The sequence below is a fragment of the Pseudidiomarina sp. PP-1MA genome, assembly GCF_041200125.1.
GTDB lineage: Bacteria > Pseudomonadota > Gammaproteobacteria > Enterobacterales > Alteromonadaceae > Pseudidiomarina > Pseudidiomarina fusca.
Map to the genome: position 1 here is coordinate 842,604 of NZ_CP165718.1, position 16,222 is coordinate 858,825.

A 16,222-nucleotide genomic window follows, 5' to 3' on the forward strand; every position below is an offset into this window, starting at 1 on the left:
TTATGCCAAAACGTACCGACCTCAAAAGTATTCTGATTTTAGGCGCTGGGCCGATTGTTATTGGCCAGGCCTGCGAGTTTGATTATTCTGGCGCGCAAGCCTGTAAGGCGCTGCGTGAAGAGGGTTACCGAGTTATCCTGGTCAACTCTAATCCAGCGACTATCATGACCGATCCAGAAATGGCTGATGTCACTTACATCGAGCCGATTCATTGGGAAGTGGTTGCCAAAATCATCGAAGTAGAACGGCCAGATGCCATCTTGCCAACCATGGGCGGACAAACTGCGCTCAATTGTGCGCTAGATTTAGACAAGCACGGCGTGTTAGAGCGTTATAACGTAGAAATGATTGGCGCTAACGCAGATGCCATCGACAAAGCGGAAGACCGTGATCGTTTTGATAAAGCGATGAAAAAAATCGGCCTAGCAACGCCAAATGCTGAAATTGCGCATAGCCTCCAAGAAGCCTTTGAAATTCAAGAACGGTTAGGTTTTCCGGTGATTATTCGGCCAAGCTTTACTATGGGCGGCAGCGGTGGTGGTATCGCTTATAACCGCGATGAGTTTGAAGAAATTTGTCGGCGCGGCTTAGATTTATCACCGACTAAAGAATTGCTCATTGATGAGTCATTGATTGGTTGGAAAGAATATGAAATGGAAGTGGTGCGCGACAAAAATGACAATTGCATTATTGTCTGCGCCATCGAAAACTTCGACCCGATGGGCATCCACACTGGTGACTCTATTACCGTTGCCCCAGCGCAAACCCTGACCGACAAAGAATATCAGTTGATGCGTGATGCGGCGATGGCGGTATTGCGTGAAATTGGCGTGGAAACCGGGGGCTCAAACGTGCAGTTTGGGATCGATCCAGATACCGGACGTATGGTCATTATCGAAATGAACCCACGGGTATCGCGCTCATCTGCATTAGCCTCGAAAGCAACAGGGTTCCCGATTGCTAAAGTAGCCGCTAAATTGGCGGTAGGTTATACCCTGGATGAATTAGAAAACGAAATCACCGGCGGCGTGACGCCAGCCTCGTTTGAGCCAGCGTTGGATTACGTCGTGACTAAGATCCCACGCTTTAACTTTGAGAAATTTGCCGGTTGTAACGACCGTCTCACCACCCAGATGAAATCGGTGGGCGAAGTGATGGCGATTGGTCGTAACCAGCAAGAATCTCTACAGAAGGCGTTGCGCGGACTCGAAATTGGTGTGTCTGGCTTTGATCCTATGGTGGATGTCAACGACCCTGCGGCCCGCGGTAAAGTGATTCGTGAACTTAAAGAGCCAGGCGCCGAGCGGATTTTCTACATTGCCGATGCGTTCCGTTTAGGTATGACAGTGCGCGAAGTGTTTGAGCTGACCCGCATTGACGAATGGTATCTGATTCAGATTGAAGAGTTAGTGCTGCTGGAAGCTGAGATTCAAACGCTAGGTATGGCTGGCTTAGATGAACGCACGTTACGTTTGCTCAAGCGCAAAGGCTTTGCCGATAAGCGTATTGCAGATTTATTGGATGTTGCTGAAGCTGAAATCCGTCGCCGACGTTGGGATTTAGCGGTGCACCCAGTGTACAAACGGGTGGATACTTGTGCGGCAGAATTCAAATCTGATACTGCCTACATGTACTCTAGCTACGACGAGGAATGCGAGGCAGCGCCTACCAATAACAAGAAAATCATGGTGATTGGTGGCGGCCCTAACCGTATCGGCCAAGGCATCGAGTTTGATTACTGTTGTGTGCACGCAGCGCTAGCCTTGCGTGAAGATGGTTACGAAACCATTATGGTCAACTGTAATCCAGAAACCGTATCGACGGATTATGACACCTCAGATCGCTTGTATTTTGAATCTATCACCCTAGAAGACGTCCTTGAGATTGTTCGGGTAGAACAACCAGAAGGCGTGATTGTGCAGTATGGCGGCCAAACTCCGTTAAAATTAGCGCGTGAGCTTGAGGCTAACGGTGTGCCTATTATTGGTACGTCACCTGATGCTATTGACCGTGCGGAAGACCGGGAACGGTTCCAAAACGCGGTACGTCGATTAGGTTTGCAGCAGCCAGAAAACTCAACCGTCACCAAGGTAGACGAAGCCCTTCGCGAAGCGGATCGGATTGGTTATCCGTTGGTAGTGCGGCCGTCATACGTGTTAGGCGGACGGGCGATGGAAATCGTTTATGATGAAAGCGACTTACTACGCTATTTAACTGACGCGGTGAAAGTCTCTAACTCGGCGCCGGTGTTGCTGGATCGCTTCCTTGATAATGCTATTGAAGTGGACGTTGATGCCATTTGTGACGGCCAAGATGTGTTAATCGGCGGCATCATGCAGCACATTGAACAAGCGGGTGTTCACTCGGGTGACTCGGCCTGTTCATTACCGCCTTATTCGTTAAGTGACAAGATCCAAGACGAGCTGCGTGAGCAAATGCGCAAGTTGGCGTTTGAATTAGGCGTAAATGGCCTTATGAATGCCCAGTTTGCGATTAAAGATGACGAAGTTTATTTGATTGAAGTTAACCCGCGTGCCGCCCGCACGGTGCCGTTTGTATCTAAAGCGACTGGTTTGCAGTTAGCAAAAATTGCAGCGCGGGTGATGGTTGGCCAGTCTTTGGCTAGCCAAGGGTTTACCAAAGAAGTGATTCCCCCCTATTACTCGGTTAAGGAAGTGGTGATACCTTTTGCTAAGTTCCAAGGGGTAGACCCCATTCGTGGGCCAGAAATGCGCTCTACCGGCGAGGTTATGGGGGTTGGCGAAAGCTTTGAAGAAGCCTATGCCAAAGCTAACTTAGGTGCTGGCGAAGCCTTAGCTAAAGCGGGTAAAGCTTTACTTTCAGTGCGAGATAGTGATAAAAGTCGTTTGTTCGAGTTGGCGCGCGGCCTTATTGGGCTTGGGTTTTCTCTGGAAGCCACCCGCGGCACCGCAAAACTACTCAACGACGAGGGCTTGGCTTGCTCCGTTGTGAACAAGCTACAAGAGGGCCGGCCGAATATTGTCGATGCTATCAAGAACGGTGAGTACAGTTACATTATTAATACCGTCGAAGGTCGCCAAGCGATTCAAGACTCGGTTTATATTCGTCGCGAAGCCCTCTTGAATAAAGTTATTTATACCACCACATTAAATGCAGCGTTTGCCACAGTTAAGGCTAATACCGCGGACGACCGCGCTCGCGTTAATTCGTTACAAGCATTGCATAAAAGGGTTTTAGCACAATGAGTCAAATACCAATGACCACCCGCGGCGCAGAGATGCTGCGGGAGGAACTACAGCGTTTAAAATCAGAAGATCGGCCACGGATCATTCAGGCGATTGCCGATGCTCGTGAACATGGTGATTTGAAGGAAAACGCTGAATATCACGCAGCGCGAGAGCAGCAGGGCTTCTGTGAGGGACGCATTCAAGAAATTGAAGCAAAACTTTCCAATGCTCAAGTGATTGATGTGACCAAGGTTCCTAACCAAGGTAAGGTGATTTTCGGGGCTACTGTGACCATTTATAACACCAGCACTGATAAAGAAGTTACCTATCGCATCGTCGGGGATGATGAAGCTGATATTAAGCAGAATTTGATTTCAGTGAACTCGCCGATTGCTCGCGCTTTGATCGGCAAGCAAGTTGATGATGCGGTGATGGTCACTACGCCAAGCGGTGATGTTGAATACGAAGTTGTTGATGTGAAATATCTTTAATAGCTGATTAAGACTTACAAAAAAACCTAGCGCGAGCTAGGTTTTTTTGTTTGGTCAAGGGTAACAGGCTGGCTCATCCTTACTATTTACTTAGTAAGGCTTTTAACTCTTGTTGTTTTTGTTCGCGCTCAGCGGGCGTCAGTGGCTTATGGTGATAAGCCTCAACATCGGGAAATACTTCCTCTATCTCAAGTTCTAAAGCTTTAGCGATGGCCAGTGCCACAGGCTGTGACTTGGCCTTACGTGCAACCACTTTTGAAATAAGAGAAGGACTTTTATTAAGAGCTTCGGCCAGCATCGAATAATCGAAGCCGCGATGTCTTAATTCCTTTTTGATTTTTGCGCTATCCATCAGTATATTGAGTCTTTTCCTGGGCGATGCATTTGGTGTGCGCCGCGAGTTCAAAAATAATTCATAAGAAGGTCTTACCGTGTCAAATGACATGGTTAAGTGTAAATAAATGCCAAATGACTTAAATGAAAATAGACCACAGAACCCTGTCAAAAGCAACTTTGAATTACCTGATGTGGATACCGTGATGGAACGTCTGGCGCTGATTTCTGGTGAGCGTTCAGCTAGTGGCATCATGCGCTGGCTGGGGATCAAGCCAAGTTCCATAGCTAACTGGAAGCGGCGTGGATCGGTTAACTTTGATCCTATCATTGCAGGTTTGTTACGACACCGTGTGTCGCTAGATTGGTTATTCGCACCTTATGAAGATTTATTTTACCCAACCGTGGGACAATTGGGGGAACTGAATGAGTCAACCCCGCTGTATCAACAGAATCAGGCCATGAATCTAGCGATAGAAGCTATTAATCGCATTGACCCAGTGCTCGAACGCTACAATCTACCCAAGACAGAAACCAATCGGCAATTGATGTCAGAAACTTATTTTAAGAAGCGGGGAGAGGCATTAATTTTGTCGGCTGCGCTGAACCAGGTAGCAAAAGCACTAGCAACGGCGCAGCCGAACGAGGCAAGTCAAGCGGATTAAGCTTTAGGTAAACTGATCTTTTTGGCTTGGCTTGGTTTGTATAGGGTTAATATTTTACCAACCACCTGTACCCGATAAGCATTGGTGTGGGCTACAATGGTGGTGTAAATTTGTTCACGCACTTCGCGTTCTTCTTCTGGCACTTTAATTTTAATCAACTCGTGGTGTTCAAGGGCCAGTTCGATCTCTGCCATCACGCCTTCGGTAAGGCCATTACCACCTAATAAAACGACAGGTTTGAGTGAATGAGCTAAACTTTTCAGGTGTTGTTTTTGCTTATTGCTTAAGGTTAAAGCCGTTGCCATGTAATATATATCCTACGTATGACTTGAATTTACGCTATTCTACCGCCATCTGGGTAGAATAAGCCAGTTTGGTGGAAAAGAAATGGGTAAAAAACGTTCGGCCAGTAGTACGCGTTGGCTGCAAGAGCACTTTAGTGATCATTATGTACAAAAAGCGCAAAAGCAGGGTTTGCGCTCGCGTGCTGTGTTTAAAATAGACGAAATACAAAAACGCGATAACTTATTGCGCCAAGGTATGACGGTAGTAGACTTAGGAGCGGCCCCAGGGGGCTGGTCACAATATGTCGTGGACGCCCTGCAGGGTAACTGTCAAGTTATTGCTTGTGATATTTTACCGATGGACGCAATCGCCGGTGTCGATTTTTTAGAAGGTGACTTTCGTGAAGAAGCAGTTTTAAATGCGCTATTGGACCGAATCGGCGGTAAGAACGTAGATGTAGTATTGTCGGATATGGCGCCTAATATGAGCGGTAACGACAACGTGGACCAGCCGCGAGCCATGTATTTGGTTGAGTTGGCCTTAGAAATGTGCCATCAAGTACTCAAACCAAATGGTAGCTTTGTGGTCAAAGTTTTTCATGGGCAAGGCTTTGAAGAATATCTAAAAGCAGTTAGAGCAGCATTTAAAGTTGTGCGCACGCGTAAACCAGATTCTTCTCGGGCACGTTCTAGAGAAGTGTATCTGGTAGCGACAGGTTATAAACTGTAGTACCCTGTAGGGCGTGCTACAAATGCAAACAAGAGGTAGTCGGCTTTGAGCGATATGGCAAAAAATCTGATTTTATGGCTGGTAATCGCCGTCGTACTTATGACGGTATTTAACAGTTTTAGTCCCGGTGGCGCAAGTAACTCGAATGTTGCTTACAGCGAATTTATCACGCAAGTGCATAACGGTGGGGTACGCAAAGTTGACATCGACGGTCGCGTTATCAAAGCGCAGTCGCGCACGGGTGAGAATTTCACCACGGTCATCCCCACGGCATCGGATCCTGACTTATTGAATGACTTGTTGGATAACAACGTAGAAGTTAACGGCAAGTTACCTGAAGAGCCAAGCATTTTGGCCTCGATCTTCATTTCATGGTTCCCGATGTTACTGCTGATTGGCGTATGGATTTTCTTCATGCGACAAATGCAAGGTGGCGGTGGTAAGGGCGCTATGTCGTTTGGCAAAAGCAAAGCGCGCTTGATGAGTGAAGACCAGATTAAAACGACCTTTGCTGATGTTGCCGGTTGTGACGAAGCCAAAGAAGAAGTCAGCGAGCTGGTAGATTATTTGAAAGATCCGACTCGGTTCCAACACCTAGGTGGTAAAATTCCTAAAGGTGTGTTGATGGTGGGACCGCCAGGTACAGGTAAAACCTTGTTAGCCAAAGCTATCGCCGGTGAAGCACGAGTGCCATTCTTCTCTATCTCAGGTTCTGATTTCGTAGAAATGTTTGTTGGTGTGGGTGCCTCGCGGGTACGTGACATGTTCGAACAAGCGAAGAAGTCGGCACCTTGCATCATCTTTATCGATGAGATTGATGCGGTAGGTCGCCAACGTGGCGCTGGCTTAGGTGGCGGTCATGACGAGCGTGAACAGACTCTTAACCAAATGCTAGTAGAGATGGACGGTTTTGAAGGCAACGAAGGTATTATCGTGATTGCCGCAACCAACCGCCCTGATGTCTTGGACCCGGCGCTGTTACGTCCAGGTCGGTTCGACCGCCAAGTAGTGGTTGGTTTACCGGATGTGCGCGGGCGCGAGCAGATTTTGAAAGTACACATGCGTAAAGTGCCACTGGGCAAAGATGTAGATGCCTCGTTAATTGCGCGCGGTACGCCAGGATTTTCTGGTGCAGATTTAGCTAACTTAGTGAACGAAGCAGCGTTATTTGCTGCCCGTACCAACAAGAAAGTTGTTGCTATGGAAGAGTTTGAAAAGGCTAAAGACAAGATCATGATGGGGGCAGAGCGCCGCTCGATGGTGATGACCGAAGATGAGAAAGCTATGACAGCTTATCATGAAGCGGGTCACGCGATTGTCGGACGTTTGGTGCCAGAGCATGATCCTGTTTACAAGGTGTCGATTATCCCGCGCGGACGAGCGCTTGGGGTAACCATGTACTTGCCCGAACAAGATCGCGTAAGTCACTCTAAGCAGTACCTAGAAAGCATGATTTCTAGTTTGTTTGGGGGCCGCTTGGCAGAAGAAATCATCTATGGTTTTGAAAAAGTGACTACCGGTGCGTCGAACGACATTGAGCGGGCTACACAAATTGCACGTAAGATGGTGACTCAGTGGGGCTTGTCAGAAAAAATGGGGCCGTTGCTCTATGCTGATGATGAAAACGAAGTCTTTTTGGGCCGCTCGGTCACTCAGCACAAGCATATGTCTGACGATACCGCACGTGCCATCGACCAAGAAGTGAAGCTGCTTATTGATCGTAACTACGATCGAGCTAAACGCATTTTGGAAGAAAACGTAGATATTCTACACACCATGAAAGACGCATTAATGAAATATGAAACCATTGATGCGGATCAAATCGATGATTTGATGAATCGCCGTGATGTGCGTGAGCCACGTGATTGGCAGCAACGCTCTAACAGCAACAAAGGTGGTGACAGTTCAGCCAAAGTAGATGATGTCTCCCCTGGTGCCGAACCAGCAGATAATTCATCGGCGAGCTAAGTAGATAGAGCCCCGCAAGTCGGGGCTTTTTTTATCCAGCTTGATTTGAACGAACAGCGATAAGGAATTCAATTGATGAGTGCGCCAATAGAGGTAATGGGCATTTTAAATGTCACGCCTGACTCGTTTTCTGATGGTGGTCGTTTTAACAATTTAGATGCGGCTTTACGCCAGGCTGAGCAGATGCTTGCGGCTGGCGCTAGTTGGTTAGATATTGGCGGCGAATCGACCCGTCCTGGCAGCGCTGCAGTGGCGGTGGAGGCCGAACTAGAGCGAGTGATTCCGGTAGTGACAGCGCTGCGCCAACGGTTTGACGTGAAGTTATCCGTAGACACTACTAAACCGGCGGTGATGCGCGAAGCCATCGCTGCTGGCGTGACCATGGTCAACGATGTCAATGCCCTACGCGAAGAGGGGGCAGTGGAACTGTTAGCACAACATCCTGCGGTGCTGGTGTGTTTAATGCACATGCAAGGGCAGCCACGAACGATGCAGCAGCAACCCCAATACGATGACGTGGTAGCTGAGGTGAGTGAGTTCTTACAGCAGCGTGTTAACCTTTGCACACAAGCTGGAATACAAAAACAAAACATTTATTTGGATCCAGGCTTTGGTTTTGGCAAGAGCCTAGGGCATAATTACCAACTGTTGCAGCGGCTTGAAGCGCTGCATGAATTGCAATTGCCGTTACTAATCGGTTTATCGCGTAAATCCATGTTAGGTCAGGTGACCGGACGAGCGGTAGCAGAGCGCCTAGCAGCCAGTATCGCTGGGGCGACGATAGCAGCAATGAAGGGCGCACGGATTATCCGTGTACATGATGTCAAGGAAACGGTTGATGCGATGCAGATAGTTGCAGCAACCTTGGCAGGAGAAAACTGTTGAGTCAGCGTAAATATTTTGGCACCGACGGGGTGCGTGGTCGAGTAGGCGATTTTCCTATTACTCCGGATTTCGCGGTAAAACTGGGTTGGGCGGCTGGTACCGTGCTGTCGGCCAGTGGTAATCAACGCGTATTGGTAGGTAAAGATACCCGTTTATCTGGGTATATGCTGGAATCAGCCCTAGAGGCGGGGTTGTTATCAGCCGGCGTCAGTGTTGAATTTTTGGGGCCGATGCCAACGCCAGCGGTAGCCTATCTCACGCGTAATTTCCGTGCTGCTGCGGGCATTGTTATCAGTGCCTCACATAATCCTTATTACGATAACGGGATAAAATTTTTCTCCGACTCAGGTAGTAAACTGCCAGACCATGTCGAAGCAGAAATTGAGCGTCTGTTAGATGAGCCGCTCGTTTGTGTGCCGTCTGAGCACATGGGACGAGCTAGCCGCATTGATGATGCGCCTGGGCGTTATATTGAGTTTTGCAAGAGCGTGTTTCCTTCTGATTTATCGCTCAAAGGGATGCGGATTGTGGTGGACTGTGCCCATGGCGCAACCTATCACATAGCGCCCGATGTGTTGCGTGAGCTAGGTGCCGATATTTGGGAAATTGGCACTGAACCGAACGGCATCAATATTAATGAAAAATGTGGCGCCACTCATTTAGATGCACTACGCGACGAAGTGTTAGCGCGTAAAGCTGACTTGGGCTTTGCGCTTGATGGCGACGGTGATCGGATCATGATGGTGACGGCTACTGGGCGCATTGTTGACGGCGATGATGTGTTATTTATTCTGGCCCGAGCGGCGCAGCAAGATGGTTTGTTGCAAGGCGGTATTGTCGGAACCTTGATGAGTAATTTCGCCCTAGAAAAATTCTTTACTGACCGACGGATTCCGTTTGTGCGTGCCAAAGTAGGCGACCGCTACGTGATGGAAGAGTTGGTCAAACGTGATTGGCGCATTGGCGGAGAAAATTCTGGCCATATTATTAATCGCCAATTTCATAGTACCGGTGACGGTATTATTGCTGGATTACAGGTGCTGACGGCGATGCAGCGTGAGCAACGCAGCTTGGACGAGTTGCTGGCACCCTTGGTAAAAGCGCCGCAAGCTTTAATCAACGTACGCTTTACCGCCGGTACCGATCCGTTAGCTGCGGCTAATGTGCAAGCGGTAGTAAATGAAGTAGAGCAAGCGCTGGGTAATAACGGCCGGGTGTTATTGCGTAAGTCTGGTACCGAGCCGCTCATTCGAGTCATGGTCGAAGGTCAGGATGGCAATAAAGTGCGCGCGTATGCTGAAGAAATTGCTAGCGAAGTAGAAGCGGCTAGTAATTAATCAGTTCGTTAACAAATCGTCATTCACCGCTTGTAAGTTTCGGCGAGGTTATGTAATATCTCGCCGCTCTCAATGAAGTCAGAGGTTCCGATGCAACGCCAACCGTTAGTGATAGCTAACTGGAAAATGAACGGCAACCGCGCATTAGTTGCTGAATTAAGTGAGGCCCTGCAACAACAGCAGGCGCACTACGCGGACGTGACTGTGGTCGTCTGTCCACCTGCGGTATTATTGCCGGTGTGGCAAGCGCAACCGGGTGGGGTTGCGTTAGGTGCGCAGGATGTGAATGAACATGCTGATGGTGCGCACACTGGTGAGCATAGTTTAGCGCTAGTGCATGAAGCTGGCGCGCAATGGGTACTGATTGGTCATTCTGAACGCCGCCAGTGTTACGGTGATTCGGAAGCTCGAATCGCTCAGAAACTAGGTCAAGTGCTAGCTGATTCACGTTTTACCGCTGTGCTGTGTGTAGGTGAAAGTGCCGAACAACGTGAACAAGGGGCAACCTTTGCCGTGGTCGAGGCGCAGCTTAGTGAAGCCTTAGCGCAAGTGTCTGCATGCGAACGCCTCGTGGTAGCTTATGAGCCAGTTTGGGCGATTGGCACGGGATTAACAGCGTCGCCAGCGCAAGCGCAAGAAGTGCATGGTTTTATACGGCACTGGCTGCAAGAAAAATTTGGGTCGGCAGGCGCCGCAGTACAGCTTTTGTACGGTGGCAGCGTGAAGGCTGATAATGCTTCAGAACTGTTTGCTGAAGCTGATATTGATGGTGGTTTGATTGGCGGTGCAAGTTTACAGCCCGAACAATTCGTGGCGATTTGTACTGCAGCTCAGGCCCGGAGTAATTAAATTATGTACGAGATTTTTCTAATCGTTTATCTCATCGTAGCCTTGATGTTGATCGGCTTTGTGATGATTCAACATGGTAAAGGTGCCGATATGGGTGCTTCTTTTGGTGCAGGCGCATCAAATACTGTGTTTGGCTCAAGCGGTTCGGGTAACTTTTTAACTCGTACCACAGCTATTTTAGCGGTTATCTTTTTTGTGTTGAGTCTGGTTCTTGGTAACCTAGCCGCCGGTAATGGCGATGCAGGCAGCCAGTTTGATAACTTAGACATGATGCAAGAAGAAGTGCCGACAGTACCAAGCAACGATAGCGACGTGCCAGGGTCAAACTAAGACCTCTGAGTTGGGTTCGTTAGTGGTGCTGAGTTAGTAACAGATTTGCGGATGTGGTGGAATTGGTAGACACGCTATCTTGAGGGGGTAGTGCTTTAGGGCGTGCGGGTTCAAGTCCCGCCATCCGCACCAAATTTACAACGGCTACGGTTGCGTTTGTAGCCAAAATCTTTATAATATGGATTCGTTTTCGGACGCGGGGTGGAGCAGTCTGGTAGCTCGTCGGGCTCATAACCCGAAGGTCGTAGGTTCAAATCCTGCCCCCGCAACCAATTACAAAGGGTCCAGTGTTCTAAAAGCCCCGCAGCAGTTCGGGGCTTTTTACTATGTGACCTCTGCTGCAGCATCTGTGTTAAGCGTAAGACGTTAGTAATAAACGCCCTTAATACAATGAATTGGCAGTCAATAACACTGGGCGATGACGCCCTTTTTTTGTTTTTAGGAGTTGGCAAACTTGGCTCGAGTTGAAGATCGTTTATTTGAGATGTTAGAACCTGCAGTAGCAGCTTTAGATTTCACCCTTTGGGGCGTGGAATTTGTGCGGGCAGGTAAACATTCAACCTTACGTGTTTATATTGATCATGCCGATGGCGTGAGCGTTGATAACTGTGCGGCGGTAAGCCATCAGGTAAGCGCAATTTTAGACGTAGAAGACCCTATCAGCACGGAGTACTTTTTAGAAGTATCCTCGCCAGGTATGGAACGTCCGTTTTTCAACGCGAGTCAGTATGCAGGTTACCTTGGCGAGACCGCTGCGGTAGAATTAACTGTAGCACAGCAAGGTAAACGCAAATTTAAAGGTGTAATTGCTGCTGTTGATGGCGATTACGTAGAATTTAACGTTGATGGTGAAGCCCTGAAAGTAGCGCAGTCATCCATTAAGAAAGCTCATTTAGTTCCTCAGTTTAACTAAGGATTGCGTAGGCGAGGCAGAACAATGGCAAAAGAAATTTTATTGGTTGCAGAAGCAGTTTCTAACGAAAAAGATGTATCGAAAGAAAAGATTTTCGAAGCATTAGAATCAGCACTTGCGCACGCAACAAAGAAAAAATACGAAGGCGATATCGAAGTACGCGTCAGCATTAATCGCCAAACTGGCGAATTTGATACGTTTCGCCGCTGGTTAGTGGTGGATGATAGCGAACAACCGCTAGAGCACCCTTATCGCGAAATCAGCTTAGCTGCGGCCCAGTACGAGGACGACTCAGTACAAGCCGGCGATTATGTTGAAGAGCAAATCGACTCGATTGAGTTTGATCGCATTACCACTCAAACCGCCAAGCAGGTGATTGTACAGAAAGTACGCGAAGCTGAGCGCGCTAAAGTAGTTGAAGAATATCAAGATCAAGTGGGTGAGCTGGTGACAGGTACGGTCAAACGCGCCAACCGCGAGCATGTGATTTTGGATCTTGGTAACAACGCTGAAGCGATTATTTATCGTGAAGACATGTTGCCACGCGAATCCGTTCGCGCCGGCGACCGAGTTCGTGGCGTGCTGTTTGATGTGCGTCCTGAAGCACGCGGTGCGCAATTATTTGTTAGCCGTACCCATCCGGACTTCTTGATCGAACTTTTCCGCATTGAAGTGCCAGAAATTGGCGAAGAAATGATTGAGATTCGTGGTGCCGCTCGTGACCCTGGTTCACGCGCAAAAATCGCCGTGAAGAGCAATGACCGTCGGATTGACCCTGTTGGCGCTTGTGTTGGTATGCGTGGCGCGCGGGTTCAAGCAGTTTCCGGTGAGTTAGGTGGCGAACGCGTTGATATCGTGTTGTGGGATGATAATCCAGCCCAGTTCGTTATCAACGCAATGGCACCGGCCGAAGTCGCAGCGATTGTGGTTGATGAAGAAGCACACACCATGGATATCGCGGTAGAAGAAGGCAATCTTGCCCAAGCCATTGGTAAAGCTGGGCAAAACGTGCGTTTAGCCAGTCAGCTAACTGGTTGGCAGTTGAACGTGATGTCAGTTGCTGACTTTACTGAGAAGAACGAAGCTGAAGCACAGAAAGTACTTGATTTGTTCACTAAGAACCTTGGCATTGACGAAGATTTTGCCAACGTATTAGTTGACGAAGGCTTCTCCTCGTTAGAAGAAATCGCTTATGTTCCAGTAGATGAATTACTGGAAATTGAGGGGATGGACGAAGATATTGTTGAAGAGCTACGCAGCCGCGCGAAAGCGGTACTAACAACTCGTGCATTAGCCACAGAAGAGTCGTTAGAGAGTGCAGAGCCAGATGAATCATTGCTTAACTTAGAGGGCTTAGATCGTCATTTAGCCTTTGTGTTAGCAAGCAAAGGTGTGACTAGTCTCGAGCTATTAGCCGAGCAGGGCATTGATGATTTGGCAGGAATTGAAGAGTTAAGCGAACAACGAGCCGGAGAATTGATTATGCAAGCGCGTAATATTTGCTGGTTCGGTGACGAAGAATAAGATCAACGGGGGTACAACTGACTATGGAAGAAGTAACGCTGGATAAGCTAGCCAAAGATGTCGGTACGACAGTTGATCGTTTGGTGCAACAGTTTGCCGAGGCTGGTATGAAAAAACAGCCTGGCGACGCTGTTACCGAAGACGAGAAACAAGCATTACTAACGCATTTGAACAAGGCCCATGGTGGCAACGGTCCTGCTGAGCCGGCTAAAATGACGTTGAAGCGGAAAGAAAAAAGCACCTTAAGTATCGGCGGCGGCCCAGGTCGTAGTAAGTCGGTGCAAGTTGAAGTGCGGAAGAAACGTACGTACGTGAAGCGTTCGGCCTTAGAAGAGCAGCAAAAAGCTGAGCAAGAACGTCTTGAACAAGAACGTGCAGCAGCTGAAGCGAAACGTTTAGAAGACGAAGCGCAAGCAGCGGCGGCAGCCAAAGCTCAAGCGGAAGCAAAAGCAGCTGAAGAAAAAGCTAAACAAGAAGCAGCTCGCAAAGAGAAAGAAAAAGCGAAAGCGAAAGCAGAAGCTGATAAGCGCGCAGCAATGACGCCAGAAGAACGTCAGAAAGCTGACGAAGCGAAAGCGGAAGCAGAGCGGTTACGTAAGGCGCAAGAAGAAGAAGCCCGTAAAAAGGCCGAAGCAGAAGCTGCGCGTCAAGCTGAAGAAGCGCGTCGTTTAGCTGAAGAAAATGAAGCTCGTTGGCAAGAAGAAGAAGCCAAGCGTAAAAAAGCTGAACAAGAAGATGTTCACTTTACCACCTCATCTACAGCGCAAGCTGCTGAAGACGAGCAAGACGTGGATGAAGAGCGTCGCAGCCGTCGTAAAGTAAGTAAGCAACGCCGTCATAAAGATGACGAACGTGATGATAGCCCGCGTCGTGAAAAACGCCGTAAAGGTGCTAAGCGTTCAACCTTGCAGCATGGTTTTAATAAACCTGCCGCGCCGGTAGAGCGTGACGTTAAGCTAGGCGAAACCATTACTGTTGGTGAGTTAGCTAACCGGATGGCGGTCAAAGCTAGCGAAGTTATCAAGACCATGATGAAAATGGGCGAAATGGTGACCATTAACCAAGTACTAGACCAAGAAACGGCCTCGTTGGTCGTTGAAGAAATGGGTCATAAAGTGGTGTTGGTTAGTGAAAACGCCCTAGAGCAAGAAGTGTTGGCGGATCGTGGTGCAGATACAGCCGATGATGCCACTACACGTGCTCCGGTAGTGACTGTAATGGGTCACGTTGACCATGGTAAAACCTCGTTACTTGACTACATTCGTAAAGCGAAAGTAGCGAAAGGCGAAGCTGGCGGTATTACCCAGCATATTGGTGCGTATCACGTAGAAACGGATCATGGCATGATCACTTTCCTCGATACCCCAGGCCACGCTGCGTTTACGTCGATGCGTGCGCGTGGTGCAAGTGCGACTGATATCGTCATCTTGGTGGTAGCTGCTGATGATGGTGTGATGCCACAAACGCTTGAAGCGATTCAGCATGCTCGCGCCGCCCAAGTACCAATCGTGGTTGCCATCAACAAGATGGATAAACCAACGGCGGACCCAGATCGAGTTAAGAACGAACTAGCCCAACGCGATGTTATCCCTGAAGATTGGGGTGGCGATGTGATGTTTGTACCAGTATCGGCGCATACCGGTGACGGTATTGAACAGTTGCTAGAGTCGGTCTTGTTACAAGCTGAAGTGCTGGATCTGAAAGCTGTTGCGACCGGCATGGCCAAAGGCATAGTTATTGAATCACGGTTAGATAAAGGACGCGGTCCGGTAGCCTCGGTGTTGGTTCAAGAAGGTACCTTACGCCAAGGTGATATCGTACTTTGTGGCCTAGAATATGGCCGAGTTCGTGCGATGCGCGATGAAACAGGTAAAGAAGTGAAAGAAGCTGGTCCATCAATTCCGGTCGAGATTCTTGGCTTGTCAGGTGTGCCACAGTCTGGTGATGAAGCTACCGTAGTTAAAGACGAGCGTAAGGCCCGTGAAGTAGCTAACTATCGTCAAGGCAAATATCGTGAAGTTAAATTAGCTAAGCAGCAGAAAGCTAAGCTAGAAAACATGTTCGCGAACATGCAAGAAGGCGAAGTGCAAGAACTGAACATCGTGCTTAAATCGGATGTACAGGGTTCACTAGAAGCTATTTCTGATTCATTGCAGAAGCTTTCTACAAACGAAGTAAAAGTGAACATCATTGGTAGCGGCGTAGGTGGTATTACTGAAACCGACGCATCTTTGGCCAGTGCATCAAACGCGATTGTGATTGGTTTTAACGTGCGTGCTGATGCTTCAGCCAAGCGTTTGATTGAGCAAGACGCGGTAGATTTACGCTACTACAGTGTTATCTATGATTTGATTGACGAAGTTAAAGCGGCTATGGGCGGTATGTTAGCGCCTGAGTTCAAGCAGCAAATTATTGGCTTGGCTGAAGTTCGTGATGTGTTTAAATCACCGAAGATTGGCGCTATTGCTGGTTGTATGGTTACCGAAGGTGTGGTGAAACGTTCAGCTCCAATTCGGGTACTACGTGATAACGTAGTTATCTACGAAGGCGAGTTAGAGTCATTACGCCGCTTTAAAGACGACGTACAAGAAGTTCGCAACGGTATGGAATGTGGTATCGGCGTGAAGAACTACAACGACGTTCGTGTTGGTGACCAAATTGAAGTCTTTGAAACAGTTCAAGTAGAACGGAGCTTATAAGCGCC

General features: G+C 48.4%; 14 protein-coding genes and 2 tRNA genes. 14 read left to right on the forward strand and 2 right to left on the reverse strand.

Annotated elements, in window-relative coordinates:
• Nucleotides 1–2: 2 nt before the first annotated feature.
• A complete protein-coding gene (gene carB, locus AB8S08_RS03800) occupies nt 3–3,227 on the forward strand; it encodes a carbamoyl-phosphate synthase large subunit (protein ID WP_369743713.1) in 3,225 nt (1,074 codons plus the stop codon).
• Nucleotides 3,224–3,700, forward strand: a complete 477-nt coding sequence (gene greA / locus AB8S08_RS03805; protein ID WP_110074803.1) for a transcription elongation factor GreA — start codon at nt 3,224–3,226, stop codon at nt 3,698–3,700. Before carB ends, greA begins: the two co-directional genes overlap by 4 nt.
• Nucleotides 3,701–3,782: 82 nt before the next feature.
• Here the strand turns inward: greA and AB8S08_RS03810 are convergent, their stop codons facing one another.
• Complete coding sequence (locus tag AB8S08_RS03810; protein ID WP_181394870.1) at nt 3,783–4,052, reverse strand: helix-turn-helix domain-containing protein; 270 nt, start codon at nt 4,050–4,052, stop codon at nt 3,783–3,785.
• A 109-nt stretch (nt 4,053–4,161) separates the two neighbouring features.
• Between AB8S08_RS03810 and AB8S08_RS03815 the strand changes: the two genes are divergently transcribed.
• The gene (locus AB8S08_RS03815; protein ID WP_369743715.1) at nt 4,162–4,698 is read left to right on the forward strand and encodes a hypothetical protein; all 537 of its coding nucleotides are present in this window, start codon (nt 4,162–4,164) and stop codon (nt 4,696–4,698) included.
• Here the strand turns inward: AB8S08_RS03815 and yhbY are convergent.
• Nucleotides 4,695–5,003: a ribosome assembly RNA-binding protein YhbY gene (gene yhbY, locus AB8S08_RS03820; RefSeq protein ID WP_110074800.1), complete on the reverse strand. Its 309-nt coding sequence runs from the start codon at nt 5,001–5,003 to the stop codon at nt 4,695–4,697. The two genes, AB8S08_RS03815 and yhbY, sit on opposite strands and share 4 nt — an antisense overlap.
• 82 nt (nt 5,004–5,085) lie before the next feature.
• On the opposite strand from yhbY, the gene rlmE reads away from it, so the two are divergent.
• The 11 genes from rlmE (at nt 5,086) to infB (ending at nt 16,217) form a co-directional block, all read left to right on the forward strand.
• Nucleotides 5,086–5,712 carry a 23S rRNA (uridine(2552)-2'-O)-methyltransferase RlmE gene (gene rlmE, locus AB8S08_RS03825; protein WP_110074799.1) on the forward strand — a complete coding sequence of 209 codons (627 nt, stop codon included), beginning with the start codon at nt 5,086–5,088 and terminating at the stop codon, nt 5,710–5,712.
• Between the two features lie 45 nt (nt 5,713–5,757).
• Nucleotides 5,758–7,680, forward strand: a complete 1,923-nt coding sequence (ftsH, locus tag AB8S08_RS03830) for an ATP-dependent zinc metalloprotease FtsH (protein ID WP_369743717.1) — start codon at nt 5,758–5,760, stop codon at nt 7,678–7,680.
• A gap of 75 nt (nt 7,681–7,755) precedes the next feature.
• Nucleotides 7,756–8,565 carry a dihydropteroate synthase gene (gene folP, locus AB8S08_RS03835; RefSeq protein WP_369743719.1) on the forward strand — a complete coding sequence of 270 codons (810 nt, stop codon included), beginning with the start codon at nt 7,756–7,758 and terminating at the stop codon, nt 8,563–8,565.
• On the forward strand, nt 8,562–9,902 hold the full coding sequence (glmM, locus tag AB8S08_RS03840; protein WP_369743721.1) for a phosphoglucosamine mutase: 1,341 nt from the start codon (nt 8,562–8,564) through the stop codon (nt 9,900–9,902). The genes folP and glmM overlap by 4 nt, the downstream gene beginning before the upstream one ends.
• Before the next feature lie 90 nt (nt 9,903–9,992).
• Nucleotides 9,993–10,751, forward strand: coding sequence for a triose-phosphate isomerase (tpiA, locus tag AB8S08_RS03845; RefSeq protein ID WP_369744180.1), 759 nt, complete (start codon nt 9,993–9,995; stop codon nt 10,749–10,751).
• A 3-nt stretch (nt 10,752–10,754) separates the two neighbouring features.
• A complete protein-coding gene (gene secG, locus AB8S08_RS03850) occupies nt 10,755–11,081 on the forward strand; it encodes a preprotein translocase subunit SecG (RefSeq protein WP_369743723.1) in 327 nt (108 codons plus the stop codon).
• A 47-nt stretch (nt 11,082–11,128) separates the two neighbouring features.
• Nucleotides 11,129–11,213, forward strand: a tRNA-Leu gene (locus AB8S08_RS03855).
• Between the two features lie 63 nt (nt 11,214–11,276).
• Nucleotides 11,277–11,353, forward strand: a tRNA-Met gene (locus tag AB8S08_RS03860).
• Between the two features lie 182 nt (nt 11,354–11,535).
• Nucleotides 11,536–11,994, forward strand: a complete 459-nt coding sequence (rimP, locus tag AB8S08_RS03865) for a ribosome maturation factor RimP (RefSeq protein WP_369743724.1) — start codon at nt 11,536–11,538, stop codon at nt 11,992–11,994.
• A gap of 24 nt (nt 11,995–12,018) precedes the next feature.
• On the forward strand, nt 12,019–13,518 hold the full coding sequence (nusA, locus tag AB8S08_RS03870) for a transcription termination factor NusA (RefSeq protein ID WP_369743726.1): 1,500 nt from the start codon (nt 12,019–12,021) through the stop codon (nt 13,516–13,518).
• A gap of 23 nt (nt 13,519–13,541) precedes the next feature.
• Nucleotides 13,542–16,217 (forward strand): translation initiation factor IF-2, encoded by a 2,676-nt coding sequence (gene infB, locus AB8S08_RS03875; protein ID WP_369743728.1) that lies wholly within the window; start codon nt 13,542–13,544, stop codon nt 16,215–16,217.
• Nucleotides 16,218–16,222: the final 5 nt, after the last annotated feature.